Source organism: Nitrospira sp. MA-1, from assembly GCA_032139905.1.
Lineage (GTDB): Bacteria > Nitrospirota > Nitrospiria > Nitrospirales > UBA8639 > Nitrospira_E.
Map to the genome: position 1 here is coordinate 514,217 of JAQJDB010000007.1, position 16,472 is coordinate 530,688.

At 46.4% G+C, this 16,472-nt stretch carries 13 protein-coding genes; 12 read left to right on the top strand and 1 reads right to left on the bottom strand.

Annotation, left to right across the window (positions count from 1 at the left end):
- Positions 1–66: 66 nt before the first annotated feature.
- Entirely contained in the window at positions 67–1,056 is a 990-nt protein-coding gene (locus tag PJI16_15070) for a radical SAM protein (GenBank protein MDT3778886.1), read from the bottom strand.
- Between the two features lie 1,118 nt (positions 1,057–2,174).
- On the opposite strand from PJI16_15070, the gene PJI16_15075 reads away from it, so the two are divergent.
- The 12 genes from PJI16_15075 to PJI16_15130 all read left to right on the top strand — a co-directional run bounded on the left by PJI16_15075 (position 2,175) and on the right by PJI16_15130 (position 16,441).
- Positions 2,175–3,545: a glycosyltransferase gene (locus tag PJI16_15075; GenBank protein ID MDT3778887.1), complete on the top strand. Its 1,371-nt coding sequence runs from the start codon at positions 2,175–2,177 to the stop codon at positions 3,543–3,545.
- Between the two features lie 115 nt (positions 3,546–3,660).
- On the top strand, positions 3,661–4,437 hold the full coding sequence (locus PJI16_15080; GenBank protein MDT3778888.1) for a macrocin O-methyltransferase: 777 nt from the start codon (positions 3,661–3,663) through the stop codon (positions 4,435–4,437).
- Positions 4,438–4,470: 33 nt separating this feature from the next.
- Complete coding sequence (locus tag PJI16_15085) at positions 4,471–5,208, top strand: class I SAM-dependent methyltransferase (protein MDT3778889.1); 738 nt, start codon at positions 4,471–4,473, stop codon at positions 5,206–5,208.
- A 15-nt stretch (positions 5,209–5,223) separates the two neighbouring features.
- Positions 5,224–6,252, top strand: a complete 1,029-nt coding sequence (locus PJI16_15090) for a dehydrogenase (protein MDT3778890.1) — start codon at positions 5,224–5,226, stop codon at positions 6,250–6,252.
- 72 nt (positions 6,253–6,324) lie between these two features.
- A complete protein-coding gene (locus tag PJI16_15095) occupies positions 6,325–7,347 on the top strand; it encodes a polysaccharide deacetylase family protein (protein ID MDT3778891.1) in 1,023 nt (340 codons plus the stop codon).
- A 243-nt stretch (positions 7,348–7,590) separates the two neighbouring features.
- Positions 7,591–8,313 (top strand): nucleotidyltransferase family protein, encoded by a 723-nt coding sequence (locus PJI16_15100; protein ID MDT3778892.1) that lies wholly within the window; start codon positions 7,591–7,593, stop codon positions 8,311–8,313.
- Between the two features lie 32 nt (positions 8,314–8,345).
- Positions 8,346–9,149 carry a phytanoyl-CoA dioxygenase family protein gene (locus PJI16_15105; GenBank protein MDT3778893.1) on the top strand — a complete coding sequence of 268 codons (804 nt, stop codon included), beginning with the start codon at positions 8,346–8,348 and terminating at the stop codon, positions 9,147–9,149.
- Positions 9,150–9,271: 122 nt separating this feature from the next.
- Positions 9,272–9,508 carry a hypothetical protein gene (locus tag PJI16_15110; GenBank protein MDT3778894.1) on the top strand — a complete coding sequence of 79 codons (237 nt, stop codon included), beginning with the start codon at positions 9,272–9,274 and terminating at the stop codon, positions 9,506–9,508.
- On the top strand, positions 9,508–10,908 hold the full coding sequence (locus PJI16_15115) for a class I SAM-dependent methyltransferase (protein MDT3778895.1): 1,401 nt from the start codon (positions 9,508–9,510) through the stop codon (positions 10,906–10,908). The genes PJI16_15110 and PJI16_15115 overlap by 1 nt, the downstream gene beginning before the upstream one ends.
- A gap of 199 nt (positions 10,909–11,107) precedes the next feature.
- Positions 11,108–13,687: a sulfatase-like hydrolase/transferase gene (locus PJI16_15120; protein ID MDT3778896.1), complete on the top strand. Its 2,580-nt coding sequence runs from the start codon at positions 11,108–11,110 to the stop codon at positions 13,685–13,687.
- Between the two features lie 404 nt (positions 13,688–14,091).
- Positions 14,092–15,318, top strand: coding sequence for a hypothetical protein (locus PJI16_15125; GenBank protein MDT3778897.1), 1,227 nt, complete (start codon positions 14,092–14,094; stop codon positions 15,316–15,318).
- Between the two features lie 223 nt (positions 15,319–15,541).
- Positions 15,542–16,441: a glycosyltransferase family 2 protein gene (locus tag PJI16_15130; GenBank protein MDT3778898.1), complete on the top strand. Its 900-nt coding sequence runs from the start codon at positions 15,542–15,544 to the stop codon at positions 16,439–16,441.
- The last annotated feature ends 31 nt before the right edge of the window (positions 16,442–16,472 follow it).

Genomic DNA, 16,472 nt, shown 5'->3' on the forward strand with positions numbered 1-16,472 from the left:
ACCTTATCGTCATGAACAAGGCGTTATAGGCCTTGTTCTTTCCCTCGGATATGCGAACAAAGGAGCTTATGATTGCTTTATTCGTTCTTGAAGAATTCCCTTGGTTGGGGCAGGAATGATTTGTATTAATTTATCTAGAACGGATTTCCTTGCCAGATCTGGAGTTTCCTTAAATCTATTCGCAAAAGACCTTTTCAATGTCTCCTGTTCTTTGAAAGTTGCTGGTCTTCGTTCCCAGGCGCATGAATTGCACATTGGATGGGTATAACGCCTCAGAAGGATCTCCTCCTTCGACAATTCTAGGTAAGGGCCGATCCTGAGAAAATCGAAATTTCCATAGGCACAACACAGATAGACGTCACCGGCGTGATTAATCGCGATATGCTCGAAAATCAGGGGGCAGACGTGTCCATGGCTTTCATGGGGACGTTCAGCTGAGAAATGTGCCAGGCGGTCACGGACTGCCTCACCCGCTTGATCATCTAATGCCCACTTGATTGGATGGCCTGATGCGGGAAGTACTTCGAAGTTTAGGCCGAGATTGGATGCGTAATCTGAAAGTTTCGTTTCCTGGTCAGCGTTGTAATCGAATTTAAGAAACCTTAGGCTTACCAAAGTCCTGATTGCTCCAGTCCTGAGCAAACGGGAGATAGTTTCAAGATGGTGTTTGACATAGTCGATGTTCCCCCCGACGTGATTAACCTCGTAAACCTCCTGATCAATGCCTGAGACTGAGACGGTTAGGCTATTGGTGTTGACGAGGGTTTCTTCTAAATTATGAATCCTTGGGAGGGACAGTGCGCTAGAGATCCCACAAGGCAGTCCAGCGTCCTTGACGACATTGGTGTATTCATGTAGATTTTTGTTGAGAAATGGCTCTATCCAATTGAATAAATCCACCTGATGAACGTCCCCATCATCCTTGGCCTTTTCAACGATTTGTCGGAACATTGCTAAGGACATTTTCTCGCCTGTGTTTGGGAGTGCTCTTGAACCTCTAACGCATGTGGGACACTTCAAATTACATGCATCTATAGTGTCAACATAAAGCAACATGGTGCACCTCATATTTGGATTTGTGGAAGGCGATGCAACTGAGAGGTTAGCATGGGTGAATCAGTTTAAGATATGATTTTTTTAAATTTTCAGGGCGTTGGAAGGGGGCACGTTGGTCAAGGCATATAATAAAACTGATGTGGACCACTTGGTTAAATGTAAATCCTTGTCTCAAATGCTTGCAGGAAATAATTTTTGGGCTGGCGTAGGAAATTTGAATTTTCTATGCTGGGTTTGTGCGATTTCAGTTCTCAACTCGGCCATTAGCAGTCGAATCGGCTGCTGAAACCCTTGTTTAGGGGGAGTGACTTCCCGGACGGCCGAAGATTTGGTGGGCATTCATCGTTAAATAGGTATTTACTGTTACCATCGTTGACGAATAATCATGGCTTGGCAGATCGAAAGGGTTTGGACGGTTGTAGGAGCCATTGAGCTGGATGAATCCTATTGGTGGTAGACGCGAAGGGAACCGCAGGCAGGGTGCCCGCTTTTGGTATTTTACAACGGGGAGGTAAGGTGTCACCCAATGTCATTTTTGCTGCCACACTCTCAGAATCATTTGTCCATCATCCGGGAGAGGTTGCGCTTAGAATTGCCTATAATGCCCCTTATTGATCCAACAAGGCATTAGATAAATCCGAGTTGAAGCATTCTCGAATGAACCACCGCTGACTCTTTGTGGACACCCCCCTCCCAACATTCTATCAAGAACTTTGGGAATTCGGTAAAACGTCATTTGCCTCAATTCAAAGGTATTCTCACACAACAGTCCTGTTCTGAAAAGAAGGTAAATAGTGGTTTCACGATGGTTCTCCCAAGCAAGTGAAAAAGTCTCTACGTCACTAGGTAAAACTCGCTCATTCATCATGACTCCCTCTGCCAGTCATATATTATTTATTATTGGACTCAAATAACTGTGGATCAAGACAGCCAAAACTAGCACAACTAGGGCGATATTTTGGTAAGGTCTGGCCGGAGGATTCCTGCTTTTTCAAAGTTGGACCCCTTTGCTGTCTAAAAGAAAGTGGCCTATGGATATTGGGGGAGCCCCTCTTCATATTCTGTTTTGGACAAACAACAAAGAGTTATTATCAATTGAAATTGGGCTAGCATAATCAATGGGAACTTTTATTGATTTAGTGGATGTGGCAAAACAAGCTATCCGTCATCATGGAGGGGTTTCCATGGTGTTTCGGCGTCTGTGGCAGGTCATCGCCTTTGAGGGTTTCTCTGGGCTCCCAAAAAAAATTAGGCAGTTGCTGGCTAATCGAAAAGCGTTCTCGTCCAGTCACGAATCAGATGGAACGGTGCGAATAGACGCAGCCATCAATTCTGAAGAAATCTTTAGCTCCAGGAGGGCTGTCCTTACTTCTGGAGCCCTATTACTTGGACATCCTTTTGGGGTGCTTGGGATGGGTGAGCATGTTCGATTGTCGGCTTCAGCGTTTTCGGCTGCAGAGGTCCCATTCAGTATTCGTAATATTTATGGAGAATATGGATTGCATCTTGCCGAGATCCATCAGGATTTCCCGTTTCGAGACAAAATTGCCCAAAATGGTTCCTACAGAGCCAATGTCTTTCACATAAATGCAGACGAAATGGTGAATGCGAAAATACACCTAGGCAAGGATATTTTTGCGGATCGATACAATATTGGATATTGGGCATGGGAGTTGAGCCGGTTCCCTCATGCGTGGTGTTCGGCTCTTCAGCTTGTCGATGAGGTGTGGGCTCCGTCACGGTTCATTGAACAGGCGATTGCCGATGCGACCTCTTCACCCGTCATCAGAATGCCACTGGCCGTTGAGTTTCCGGCGCCAAACGGGATGACCAGGGAATCTTTCGGATTGCCCGATGATCGGTTTTTGTTTTTATTCTTTTTCGATTTTACCTCGTATGTCCAACGTAAAAATCCAGAGGGAGCCATTCGGGCATTTTTGCAGGCATTTCCGGATGTGGATGATGAACGGGTGGGTATTGTGATAAAAATGAATGGCATGGACTTACGTCCTCAGGAATACCAGGCATTTATTCAATCAATTGATTGTGAGGATCCTCGAATTATTTTGATGGATAGGGTGTTGACTGACCGGGAAACGAAGTCTCTGGTAAACCTGTGCGATTGTTTTTTGTCACTGCATCGGTCAGAAGGTTTTGGGCGGGGGTTGGCGGAAGCCATGTATCTGGGAAAACCGGTAATTGCGACCGGATATTCGGGGAATCTTGATTTTACGAACGCGTCCAATTCGTGTCTCGTCGATTATCGGCTTATTCCGGTCAGGGAACATGAATATCCTTTTGCAGAGGGTCAGAAATGGGCTGATCCTGACATTGAGCATGCTGTGTGGTTTATGAAGCGAATCGTCAAGGATACGCATTATGCCAATACAATTGGCATGCATGCGGCAGATTTCATTAAAACCAACCATAGCTTACGGGCGGTGGGTGCAAAGTATCGAGCAAGGCTTGCGGCTTTAAACTTAATTTAAGAGTTGTGAAGTGAAATACGATCCCCTTTTTGGATAAATGGATCTTGATAGGCCCGGTTCTCAAGCGGTGCTGTATAAGGACTTTGATTGTGTGTAACACAGGGATGCCAGTGAAATGAAGCCTGACCTGAGTGAAGTGGAAATGGTCTTTAGTTTATTAGTTCCCCCTTTCGGAGGAGACTACCCCATCCGGAAGTCCCGGAATGTTCGCGATGGCTATGCCAGAGGATGGGGATTGCAATGCGGCCAGTTGCGCGAGTTAGTGCGGAAGGATGCGTTATATCAAGAAGCCTGCAGGCTGGCTGCTGGTCGCACGGTGGTCTCTGAAGATAACCGGATGAATCTTTTTTTGATTCTGAAGTATTTCCTTCCCTATATCCCTTTTGGGCACATTGTCGAATTCGGATCGTATAAGGGGGGGAACGCGCTGTTTATGGCTTATGTCGTCGATCAACTGTATCCTGGCAGAAAAGTTTACGCTTTGGATACCTTTGCAGGGATGCCGGCCACCGAACCGGCTATCGATGCCCATGGAGCGGGAGATTTTCAAGACGTCGATTTGGATGAGTTGCGAGAATTTGCCGAGCGAGAGGGTGTGAGAAATGTGGAGTTTATCAAAGGGTTATTTCAGGAAACCGGTCCCTCTGTTGTTGATAGGGTTGGAAGCATTGTCTTGGCGCATATCGATTGCGATATTTATTCGGCGGTGGCCTTTTCGTATGATCTTGTAAAGAGCTACATGGTTCAAGGTGGATATGTGGTGTTTGATGATGCGACCACCTCCAGTTGTTTAGGTGCAACCGAAGTAGTGGAAGAATTGGTGATTCGTCGCGACGGTCTGCATAGTGAGCAAATTTTCCCGCAGTTTGTCTTTCGGTTCCCTGGAGTTTGATAACCATTTTTCACATTATGAGTCACCCAGATTATGAAGGAATGTAGTAAGTCGATTGCCCGGCGCTTATCCGAGCCAAACTTCATAAACCGATTTTTCGTTGGTAAGGGCCTGGATATTGGTGGGCACCCTGATCCGTTGGGGTTATATCAGGAATTGTTTTGTCGGATGGAAAATGTGAAGACGTGGGACCTGGTTGATGGAAACGCGCAGTTTCTGGAGGGGGTGTCGGATGAGACATTCGACTTTGTCCATAGCAGTCATTGCCTGGAACATCTGCAGGATCCGATAGTAGGACTTAGAAATTGGTTTAGGGTGTTGCGACCAGGTGGCCATCTCGTGATTACCGTCCCGGATGAAGATTTATATGAACAGGGTCAGTTTCCGAGCACATTTAATGCGGATCATAAATGGACATTTACCATTTTCAAGATGCGGTCATGGAGTGAACAGTCTCTGAATGTCCTGGATTTGGTGCGTGGTCTTGGTTCTGCTGCCGAGCCGGTCAAAATTGAACAGCTTGTGTCGACCTATCGGTTTAATCTTCCCAGATACGATCAGACGTTGAGCTCGGTCGGGGAATGCGGGATCGAAATTGTCATTCGTAAGCGTCCCGTTGCGGAAGTGAATGCCGGTGGGCGTTGGGGGCGGCCCACAGACCAACCTCGAGAAGAAGTCCGGATTCATTGGAATCAGTACCGTGACGATCTTCAAACGCTTAAACATGTCAATCGGGAAAAACCACCGTTTCACAATGACCAGCCGCTCTGATATCTGGAGGGATCGATGATCATTCGCGCGCGTGCGCCTCTTCGGCTAGGTCTGGCAGGGGGAGGGACAGATGTATCGCCCTATTGTGATTTGTATGGCGGATGTGTGCTCAATGCCACGATTGATCGATATGCCTATGCTGTCTTGGAGGTGTTGACGGGCAATAAGGTGCAGTTTTGTTCTGCTGATCGCCAGCATTTTAGTGAATATCAGTTGGGAGAAACCATTCCATACAATGGATGCGTCGATTTACATCGAGCCGTCTATCTGTGCATGGTTGAGCAGTTTAATGAAGGACGCCCGTTGCCTGTGAAAGTTACCACGTACTGTGATGCCCCTGTGGGGTCTGGGCTTGGATCCTCTTCGACGCTGGTCGTGGCGATGCTCAAGGCCTTTGTGGAATTGCTGAATGTACCGATTGACGACTACGCATTGGCTCATCTGGCATTTAAAGTTGAGCGAGTAGATTGTGGGTTGCAAGGTGGGAGGCAGGATCAATACGCCGCGACATTTGGGGGGGTTAACTTTATTGAGTTTTATGCGGACGATCGGGTAATCGTCAATCCGTTGCGCATCAAAAACTGGATCATCTGTGAGTTGGAGGCCTCATTAGTGCTTTTTTTTACTGGTGTGTCACGATCTTCCGAAAAGATCATTGCCGATCAACGTACAAATGTCGAGGCTGGCACGGTCTTGGCACTTTCTGCCATGCATGCTATGAAGCGTGAAGCCTGTGCGATGAAGGAATGTCTGTTGAAAGGCGATTTCACTGGATTGGTTGAGTCCATGCGTGAGGGATGGGACAGCAAGAAGCGATCAGCCAAGAGTGTGTCCAACGCACATCTCGATGAAATCTATGAAGCGGCTATCAAAGCAGGAGCCTTGGCCGGCAAGGTGTCCGGGGCTGGCGGGGGAGGGTTTATGATGTTTTTTGTCGCGCCGGAAAAACGAATGGATGTAATTTTTGCGTTGAAAAAATTCTCGGGCCAGGTCAGTAACTGTCATTTTACCAAATACGGGATGCAAGGTTGGAAGATAGATTAAATCGAATCGTGTAGAAGAAGTCAGACCGTGTTTGATCTCTTCTGAACCGTTGTCTTGAAAGAGGTCCCTTGCATGTTCTCTGATCGTATGCGGAAACTGGCTTATGGCTCCGGCCTGCTCGGCCTCTATCATCGCCTTCGAAATCAACGCACGCTGACCGTGGTTATGTTCCATCGTGTGCTAGAGATTTCCGATCCGCGATGGCATTCCTGCGATCCGGAATATACGCTTGAAGTGGGTTTATTCGAATGTTGTCTTGCTTTCTTCAGGCGGCATTATAACATTGTATCGGTCGATGACGTCATCGCGGCTCGCAGGGGTGCTAGAGCATTGCCGCCACGCGCCTTGCTAATTACCTTTGACGATGGCTGGTCGGATAACGTCGATTTCGCCTTGCCCCGCTTACGTGCTGCATCTATGCCTGGCCTGCTGTTCGTGGTTGCCGATGTGATAGGTCGTCGGCTGCCCTTTTACCAGGAACGCCTTGTGGGTGGCTGGCGCCTTGGCAGAATCATTGCGGGAAAATTGCTGGCTGCGACAGGCAGCGCACAACTGTTGCGTGGGAATACCCTCGTGGACTTACGCCTTGCCATTGCGGTCCTCGAAAAACTGGATGATAACGCACGCGAACGGGTCCTCTCAGCATTTGCAGATGAAACTGATGACGGCCTGAGCCACATGGTGGCTAGCGAAGACCTCAGGACACTCGAGTTGGGTGGAATAGCAATTGGTCTGCACGGCAAGACCCATACGCCAATGACCCGCGCCAGTGATCTCGACGCGGAGCTTGGCGGGGCCCGTGGGATTGTTGCTGAATATCTTGAGTCAACCAAGCCACCCGTGACGATGTCATTTCCGCATGGAAGCTACGATCCGGCCATTGTGCAGTGTGCATGCGAGGCCGGGTATGAGCTGGTCTTCACCAGCGACCCGACACTCAATTTACTGGAGTCGCGGCCGGGGTGGTTGCTTGGCCGGGTCGGCTTTGAGCAGTCGGACATCGTCGATCGCCATGGGGCATTCCGTGCCGACAAACTTGCCCTTCTGCTGTTCTGCAAGCCCCAACGAGTACTGGCTACGGACAGCACGGACTAGGCAATAGTACTATTCAGCTTTGTGCGCTGAGGTTGGGTGCCAATTGCTGAAGTGGATAGGTGTCCCTTCATCTGCTATTGGGGGTAAATGGTTGATCATATTAGGTCAATTTTCTACAGGCAGAGATGTTAATTTTTGGGTGTTGTTGCCTTATGCGTCATCAGCTGAATTGTTCGTAAAAAATCCCCTTGTGTCGTCATTGGCTGGTGTTTGGTTTCACGTGTGTAGACAGGAGCGTTTCATTTGGTTCAAATAGGAATCAGAAAAGCCATTGTTCTGGCTGGGGGACGTGGTGAAAGACTTCAGTCTGTCGTTCCGGATCTGCCTAAACCCATGGCACCTGTTGGAGGTCGGCCATTTTTGGAATATATTCTCGATAAAATTGTCGATGCTGGTGTGACCGATGTCATTATATCGGTTGGATACAAGGCCGAGGTCATTCAAGAGCATTTTGGTCGCGCTTACCGCTCACTTCAAATCAGATATTCAAGGGAAAGCTATCCTTTAGGAACCGGAGGAGCGATGGCCTTAGCTCTAAAAGGGGAAGATTCTTCTCCGGCATTGGTCTTCAATGGGGATACGCTTGTTGACATTGATTATTCCGCACTGATGGTCTGGTATGAACAGACCATAGCTCAGGTTGCAATAGTCCTTCGGCAAGTTCCTGATGTGAGCCGGTTTGGTTCCGTCATACTTTTGGGAGAACGAGTCGTTGAATTTCAAGAAAAAGGTCAACAGGGTCCAGGGCTGGTGAACGCAGGTGTGTATGTTGTTCGACCGGAAATATTTTCCCAATATGAATTTGGAAGTGGAGAGCACTTTTCCTTTGAGACAGATATCCTTCAAGCATATTGCCGAGAGCTGCAACCTCGCGCATTCCTCACCAAAGGATACTTTATTGATATCGGCACGCCAGGCGATTATGAACGCGCTCAGAAAGAAGCGGTCTTCAGTCGGTTTAACTGAGCGGCATCGGTTCCGCAACAATGGAGAGTGAGATGGGATACGAGAAAGAGTTCGAACAGTTTTGGGAAAAGGGTTACCTCATTGTTCCAAACCTGTTCGATCAGGAAGAAATGCATATTCTGAAAAATATCATCGTGAATCATGATGGTATGAAGCAGCGGACCGAAGGTCTTGTGCAAAAAATGTCTCAAGGAAAGCGTCCTTCATTTGAAACAATTTTTGTGTGGAATGATACAGCCGGAAATGACGTCTTTGCCAAAGCCACTCGTCGTGCGTCGATTTTCGATCGATTGGGATTTTTCTTCAACGATTCTATCTATGTGTATCATAATAAAATTGCCTTAAAATATCCTGGTATGGTTGGATTTCGCTATCATCAGGATTATGCGTATTGGTATGGAATGGGGAATTTATATCCGGATATGGCTACGGTACTCATTGCCGTTGATCCGATGACCAGGGAAAATGGGTGTTTGAAGATTCTCGAGGGGTCCCACAAGATGGGTAGGATTGACCATGTGTTTCATGATGGAGTGTCCGACAGCGGTGTGTGTCAGGACCGACTCGCCGTGATTGAAACACGTTTGCCAGAAGTGTTTGTTGAATTGAAACGGGGAGATGTGGTCATGTTTCATTGTAATACCCTGCATGGTTCTAATGATAACCATTCGGCCCATTCCCGAATCGCCTTAATCGGTTGTTATAACACCAAAGCAAATAATCCGTATAAGTCGGCGGGGGGCCATCCCTTTTATCATCCCCAAGAACGAGTATTGGAGAAAATTACCGAACAAGATTCAAGAAGCCTTCCTGATTTTGATTTGCAATTTTCCTGATTTTACTTCAGAGTTGGTACCGAAGGATGACTGACCCGTTACCGATTGACGATAATTGATGTACAAATAAGGATCGAATCTGAAATGAACAGGGAGTTAATAGTCCAGGGAGGTAAAAGCAAATGAGATATTTAGGGAGTTTCCTTGTAGTCAGTATTATTGTCATTGTGTTCGGATTCGAAGGTTTGGCATCAGCTTATCTTGATCCTGGTACCGGAAGCATGGTGTTACAGCTCTTGTTGGGTGGTATCGCCGGTGCCGTGGTGATTCTCAAATTGTATTGGAGGCGATTTGTCGGACTATTTCGTGGAAATGCTCAAGAAGAATCTGAACATCCCTCTTCCGAAGATCAAAAGTAATGGGTGGCGTTCAACCCCTTCCAGGATCTTTCCGGGATCCCAGTGGGAACGTGTATCAGGTTGAGGGGGGTATCTTTAGGACGGTCAATGAATGCTTTTCTCAGGATTTTGATTTTGTCACTTCAACAGGGCTATTCAAGAAACTTGCAGCCGAAGACTTGCTCCTTCCTTTTGAGGTCGTATCTTCAGAAGTTCTGAATCTCTCAGATCCTAAGCCTCGGTATGTGTTGAAAGCTCCCAGGCTCCCATTTATCTCCTATCCGTATGAATGGTCATTTCCGGCTTTGAAAGCCGCTGCCCTCCTTCATTTACGCATCCATTTGCAGGCATTGGAAGTGGGTGCCACGCTCTCCGATGCCTCGGCTTACAATATTCAATTTCAGGGAAATCACCCTGTTTTTATTGATCACCTCTCTTTTAGGCGCTACCAATCCGGTGAAATGTGGGTTGGTCATCGTCAATTTTGCGAACAATTCCTGAATCCTCTGTTACTTCGTGCATTGTTCGGAATATCCCACAACGCCTGGTTTCGAGGGACGCAGGAAGGAATTGGAACTGGAGAAATCCGAAGACTACTGAAGGGGCGACACTACTGGAAGTGGAATGTATTGACCCACGTCGTCTTGCAAGATCTTTTCCAAAAAACCTCCACCAAACGTACTAAAAGCTTGCAGGATCATTCGTTAGCCAAGGCCTCGCTCCCTCTTTCTTCTTTCAAGGCGATGCTGGGAAAAATGTCTCATTGGATTAGCCAATTGAAACCTCTGAATAAGGGAGGAAGTACCTGGGGAGACTACGATAAGACCTGTAGTTATTCTTCAATGGAAACCAAATCTAAAAAACAATTCATTCTTGAATTTGCCCAAAAGGTCCAGCCCTCACTGTTATGGGATTTTGGATGCAATACCGGGGAATATTCGGAAACGGCATTGAATGGCGGGGCCAGGAACGTAATAGGGTTTGACTTTGATCAGGGAGCCTTGGAGGGTAGTTATTATCGAGCCGTCGAGAGGCGTCTCTCCTTTCAGGCTCTCTTTATGGATGCGGCGAATCCGAGTCCAAGCCAAGGGTGGAATGGTCGCGAGCGAGAAGGTCTGCAGTCCAGGGCCTCAGCGGATGCCGTATTAGCACTGGCTCTTGTTCACCATCTGGCTATTGCCAGGAATATCCCTTTGGTCCAGGTCATTAAATGGCTGATCACGCTTGCGCCACAGGGAGTCATTGAATTTGTTCCGAAAAATGATCCTATGGTGCAAGAGTTATTAAGCCTGCGTCAGGATATTTTCCCTGATTACACCGCTGAACATTTTATGGCGCTTCTTACAAAAAAGGCAGTGATCATTAAGAGCGAAACCGTCTCAAAAAGCGGACGGCTGTTGGTGTGGTTTAAACGAATGTAATTCAGAAATCTAATACCTGGTCAAATGTACGTGAAAATTTGAACCATCATGAAAATTCCGAGGTGTCGCTGAAAAACGCCTTGAACTTTTCTGCACGTTTTCCTCAAAGACACTTTTCATCCTCCCCATAAAATCTGTATTTGAGCTTTACCTTTTTCTCTAGGGACCTAAATGACCACTTCGTCAGGTGAGCCAAAAAATGACTGGTAAGCGTATTGTCTTGAATGATTTTTTGCATTTGTTTGCTCTCGTTGGCTTTGCCATTGCCCAGCCCCTTTATGATCTTCTTGGACAAAACCCCGAGTTTTTTGTCTCTCATAAAGCCAGTTCTGGGCTTATCATGGGTATGATCTTTGTCCTATCAATGTGTATGCCTTTAGGTCTGGTGCTGCTTGAGCTCGCCGCTTGGGTGGTTGGTGAACGTGTTCGAAATAGCCTGCATCTCATATTTGTCTTTGCCCTGGCGTTTCTCATTGTCCTGCCTCCGGCGCAGCGATTGGTCGATGGGACCGATTTCTTGGTTGTCGGGTTTGCATTGTTAACCGGATTATTCTTTTCGGTCCTTTATGTTCGCTGGCAAGCGACCCGTCTATTCCTTACGGTGCTCTCACCCGTGGTGGTAGCATTTCCGCTTTGGTTTTTAATGTTTACTCCCGCCGGTCGTCTTGTTATGCCTGATGTCACTGAAGCACAGAACGATATTGTGATTACTAACCCGGTCCCGGTTGTCCTGGTGGTGCTGGATGAATTCAACATTACAGCATTATTAGATGCCAAAGGTCTGATTGATCCTGTGCGATTTCCTAACTTTGCGGCCTTGGCTTCGGAAAGCCAGTGGTTTACCAACGCCGCTGCAACGTATGTAGAAACCGCAGTTGCGGTGTCTGCAATTTTGACCGGGCGGAAACCCAGAGCCGATGTTCGACTCAACCCGACGGCAACAGATCATCCTCAAAATCTGTTCACACTATTGGGGGACCATTATCGTCTTAATGTTATTGAGTCGCTGACAAGATTATGTCCTCATGAACGTTGCAAGGAAGAAGAGGGTGCGGATGAATCCTTTCGTGATAAGTCGTTTTTTGCAGATCTGGTGGTGATATTTTTACATATCATTTCTCCCAAAAAATTAGCACGACACTTACCACCGCTTCATGCTCAATGGACGGGTTTCGGAGAGAAATTGTTGAAAAAAGGGATTTTCTCTCAGGCTAAGGTTGGTAGCCATTTCGATCCTTCTCCTGGCGGAAATAACTCCAGAGAGACGCGCCTTACCTCTTTCCTTTCCCAGATAAAAGAAAGCTCCAGTCCTGTTCTCCATTTTCTTCATGTGGTTCTTCCTCATACGAAATATGAGTATCTGGTGTCGGGGCATCAATATTCCTCCAAAGGAGGACACATTCCTGACGGTTGGATTGATGGACCTGGTTGGGGGGGGAGATGGATTGGAAAAGAGCCGATGATTCTCACCGCGTACCACCAATATCTCCAGCAAATTGGATATGTTGACCAGTTTTTAGGGAAATTGCGCAGTTCACTTGAAAATGCACATCTTTATGATAAGGCTCTTATAATTGTCACAGCCGATCATGGTGTCTCCTTTCAGCGTGGGCTATCCATGCGAGAAGTGCAAAAAGGAAATGAAAGCGATATTCTAAAAGTTCCCATGTTCGTCAAATTGCCTGGGCAACATCAAGGGAGCATCAATGAGCGACTTGTCAGCGGGATTGATGTGTTACCAACTATTGCTGATGTCCTTGACTTCAAGATCCCCCGGGATATAGATGGGCTTTCTATGTTGGATAATGTAACCCCGCCAAGGGATGAGATAGATTTTCTCGGAGTTGGAAATATCAAAGCCCAGGACCTGAAGGGATTTCCTCGTCTCAATTGGCAGGTAGAATATTTTGGAGAGCACACTTCACTTGATCGGCTTGTGCCAAAGGGGCCGGCTTCAAGCCTGATTGGACGAGACCCTTCCGATTTGGTCATTGGGCATTCGGCTTCGCTGCATTATATAAATGAAAATCTTAATCAATTAGATCAGGTGGATCCTGATGGCGCATACCTGCCTGCTCTTTTTAGCGGACAAATTGTCGGAACGAGCCGTCGGGACTTGCCCATTGCTGTTTCGCTTAATGGTCGAATTTGGGCCACCACGGAAACGTCCCAATGGGATGGAAAACTGAATTATTTCTCAGTTTTATTCCCTCCTTCAGCCTTCCAGGCAGGGGAAAATGAAATCAGTGTTTTTTTGATCCAGGAAAATCGTGGGGAATTAGCTCACATATCTTTGTTACATCCAGGTGCTGGGAGTGATGAGCCGTCAATGATCAGTTTGCGCCAAGAAACGTCTGGACAAATGAAACTTGTTTTCCCCGATGAGCGAGAGATCCTGGTCGATGTGGGTAAAACACACCTGACTGGCAATCTGGATCGTGTCACTCTTTCAGGGGGGGCATTTATTATAGAAGGATGGGCTGCTGATCTTGAAAAGAATCAACCGGCTGAAGAGGTATGTATTTTTGCGGGCGGCCAATTAGTGGCTAGAGTGGCACTTGGAATATCGAGGCAGGATGTCGTTGAGGCGCACCAGGAGGAAACTTTATTATACAGCGGATTCAGTATTAAAATCCCCCAGAAAGTGATCAAACTGTATTCGAGTTCGATCAATTTGATTGTTGTTTCACAAAACAACCGGGCACGGGAATTCTCATTTTCCCTCAAACAAACGGATTTTATGCGATCCACTCTTGAGAAAGACATTTTCACGCAATAACCCCAGCCTGTAATGGCATATTCAATCATTTGTCATTGCAAGGCCAAGCTAGAACTCAACCGGAGAAAAATAGATACGTTTTAGTGTGTGAGGAGTAGTTCCAGCTTTTGAATCAGCGTGGTTCCCAAATCCTGGCATTCGAGCCTTTTTAGGATTAAAAGTGAAGTCTCCTGGGGTTGGAATGAGTGGGGCATGTTTTGTGGATTCGTCTGATCTGAGATTTTTGGAAGCTACACGTGCTTTTGTCCGTCTGGTTCTGGAGGAACCAATAGTTTGTTCTTGCTGCAATTGTTATTCGTAAAGCAGGGGCTGGGTGCCGAACCGGTTTCCCAAAAAGTATTTCATACGAAAATTATTGGCAGAATTGAAACCTCCCCTTCCGGCTCATTGGCGAGAAGTTAGCCGTGCAATCCTTAAAACGAATGAAAAAGAACTCTGTCATTGTTATGGGATCAACCATTATTGCTATTTTTATCATGGAAGCTTTACTACGTGGGATTGGGGTTCCATCTAAACTTAACTCGGGTTGGGGATGGGAAAATTCTGCGGGTAGAAAATTGTCAAAATATGATGCTTTGACAACCAATCAGTTTGGATATCGAGGACAAAACATTAACTATGATGCCGATGACTATGTGGTGCTGCTTGTGGGCGACAGCCAGGTCGAAGCGTATGCAGGTCGGCCGGAACATATGCCTGAACAGTTTCTTCAGGAATTCCTTACTAGTCAGTTGCATAAACCAGTGAAGGTATTTTCTCTTGCTGCTTCAGGGTGGGGACAGGACCAACAGCTCCTGGCCATTCAAGAATATTTTAGGGTTTATAGGGCAGACTTGGTTTTATTATGGGCAACCCCGGGAAATGACTTTTGGGAAAATGCGTTTCCAGATAGAAGCGTGACTCCGCTAGCGGGCCCTTTGAAGCCAACCTTTAGGTTGATAGATGGGAAGCTCTCTGGCCCTTATTTTACATCAGAATCCTACTTGCACAATAGCGCTATGGCTCAATTAATTGAGACTGTGATGGCAAATATGCAACAGGAAACATTAGAACAACGCATTCTTCGTCGTTGGCTTCAAAAGATGCCATCGTCCCATACAACCCATAAACCCGATAATGAAAATGTGTGTGGGGGACTGACAGTTGTTAATCAAGTAGAGTTTTTTAACACGATTTTTGATCTCAATAAGGATATTGGTTATACGGTTAAGTCTGGACAGGATGTCGTGAATAGCAGAAGTCTCTTTTCTGCTTATATGTTAGATCCATCCAATCGAGATGAATATCTTGTTGCGATTACTGAAAGTCTTTTGTGGCATGTAAAAACGGAAGTGAAAAAGAATCATTCGGAATTTCTTGCTTTTTATCCTGTTCGGGAAGATTTTGATAAGCGAGGAATGCAAATGGTGAGATGTGTGGCGGATTTTCAAGGAAATATATTTAGGGTTTCTTTGGACTTTACAAGTCGCTTGCAAGATGTAATCTCTTCTGAAGACTTAGTTGTCTTTGATTTGCTTGGTGGTAATGAAATTGTTGTTTCACCGGAAGATAGGCATTTAAATGATTTCGGAAACGAATTAGTGATGAAGAAACTGTCCTTAACTCTTATGGAGCGTTCGATATTCAATTGATAGGAATGGTTCCCCTCCGGGGCATCAATGCATTTATTTCGATGGGGTTGGATTAGGCATGCAGGCATTTCCGCCAGCGCGCTGACGAAATTCCCTGGTCTAATGCTATATGTAACCCATGGAAAAGGATGTTATCTTTAGTACATGTCCCCCAGGGTGAGTCTGTTAGCAGTCAGCTGTCTAATAGACCGTATCTATGTAACCTAATAGGAAATCTGGATCAATGGAGGGTATTCCGACTACGCAAAAGCTCTGTTCCATCATCATTGTGACCTATAATTCGAGTTCCTGCATCGGTGCCTGTCTGAGTTCCTTACTAAACATTTCCGATATTGAGCTCGTGGTTGTAGATAATGATTCAAAGGATGGTACTGCAGCAAAATTGCAGAAAGAATTTCCACAGATCACTCTTATTGCCCTTCAAAATAATATTGGTTTTGGGCGTGCGTGTAATATCGGGTTGGCGGCTTCGGGTGGCTCCTTTGCCCTATTTTTGAATCCGGACACCATTGCGAATGAAAAGGCCATTCGGACTCTTGTCCAATTTTATGAGAAGCATCCGCGAGTTGGAATTATCGGAGGCCGTCTTGTTGATCCGTGTGGCAAGCCTTTGCAATCAATGGGGGATACGCCTTCTTTGACTGGCCTTGTGCTGGATAAGCCCTTGGCCTGGGTGGCTAAGCGTGTGGGGGCTCAAGGGGTCTTTCGTCGGATATTAGGCCGATGTTCGGCAAAATTTTTAATGCCTCCTGAAGCAGAGCCCGTGGCCTGGGTGTCGGGTGCATTTCTTTGTTGCCGGCGTTCAATCTGGGATACAATTGGCGGCTTTGATGAAAAATTTTTTTTGTATTATGAAGATGTCGATCTGTGCCTCAGGGCCAAGCAGGCTGGTTGGGAGGTGTGGCACGTTCCTGAAGCGGTTGTAGAGCATCAGTCCGGGGCTTCATTTGGAGGCGATCTTTTTAAACAAAAAGAAATTTATTATGCTAATCAATATTATTTTTTTCGGAAACATTTTGGTCGTCCGATCGCATGGGCCTTGTGGATTTTGCAGAGTGTCTATTCTCGATTAGGAATGTACCGTCGCCTTGGAACCGACCGAATTGGTCGTGGGTTGTTATAGTGTTGATGGGGAGAAACACAGAGAGTCTGTA

Excerpts from the sequence above, each read along its gene's own strand:
- PJI16_15075 (MDT3778887.1), top strand. The coding sequence starts at position 2,175 with ATGGGAACTTTTATTGATTTAGTGGATGTGGCAAAACAAGCTATCCGT.
- PJI16_15070 (MDT3778886.1), bottom strand. The coding sequence starts at position 1,056 with ATGTTGCTTTATGTTGACACTATAGATGCATGTAATTTGAAGTGTCCC.
- PJI16_15105 (MDT3778893.1), top strand. The coding sequence starts at position 8,346 with ATGGGATACGAGAAAGAGTTCGAACAGTTTTGGGAAAAGGGTTACCTC.
- PJI16_15080 (MDT3778888.1), top strand. The coding sequence starts at position 3,661 with ATGAAGCCTGACCTGAGTGAAGTGGAAATGGTCTTTAGTTTATTAGTT.
- PJI16_15120 (MDT3778896.1), top strand. The coding sequence starts at position 11,108 with ATGACTGGTAAGCGTATTGTCTTGAATGATTTTTTGCATTTGTTTGCT.
- PJI16_15085 (MDT3778889.1), top strand. The coding sequence starts at position 4,471 with ATGAAGGAATGTAGTAAGTCGATTGCCCGGCGCTTATCCGAGCCAAAC.
- PJI16_15095 (MDT3778891.1), top strand. The coding sequence starts at position 6,325 with ATGTTCTCTGATCGTATGCGGAAACTGGCTTATGGCTCCGGCCTGCTC.
- PJI16_15115 (MDT3778895.1), top strand. The coding sequence starts at position 9,508 with ATGGGTGGCGTTCAACCCCTTCCAGGATCTTTCCGGGATCCCAGTGGG.
- PJI16_15130 (MDT3778898.1), top strand. The coding sequence starts at position 15,542 with ATGGAGGGTATTCCGACTACGCAAAAGCTCTGTTCCATCATCATTGTG.
- PJI16_15090 (MDT3778890.1), top strand. The coding sequence starts at position 5,224 with ATGATCATTCGCGCGCGTGCGCCTCTTCGGCTAGGTCTGGCAGGGGGA.
- PJI16_15110 (MDT3778894.1), top strand. The coding sequence starts at position 9,272 with ATGAGATATTTAGGGAGTTTCCTTGTAGTCAGTATTATTGTCATTGTG.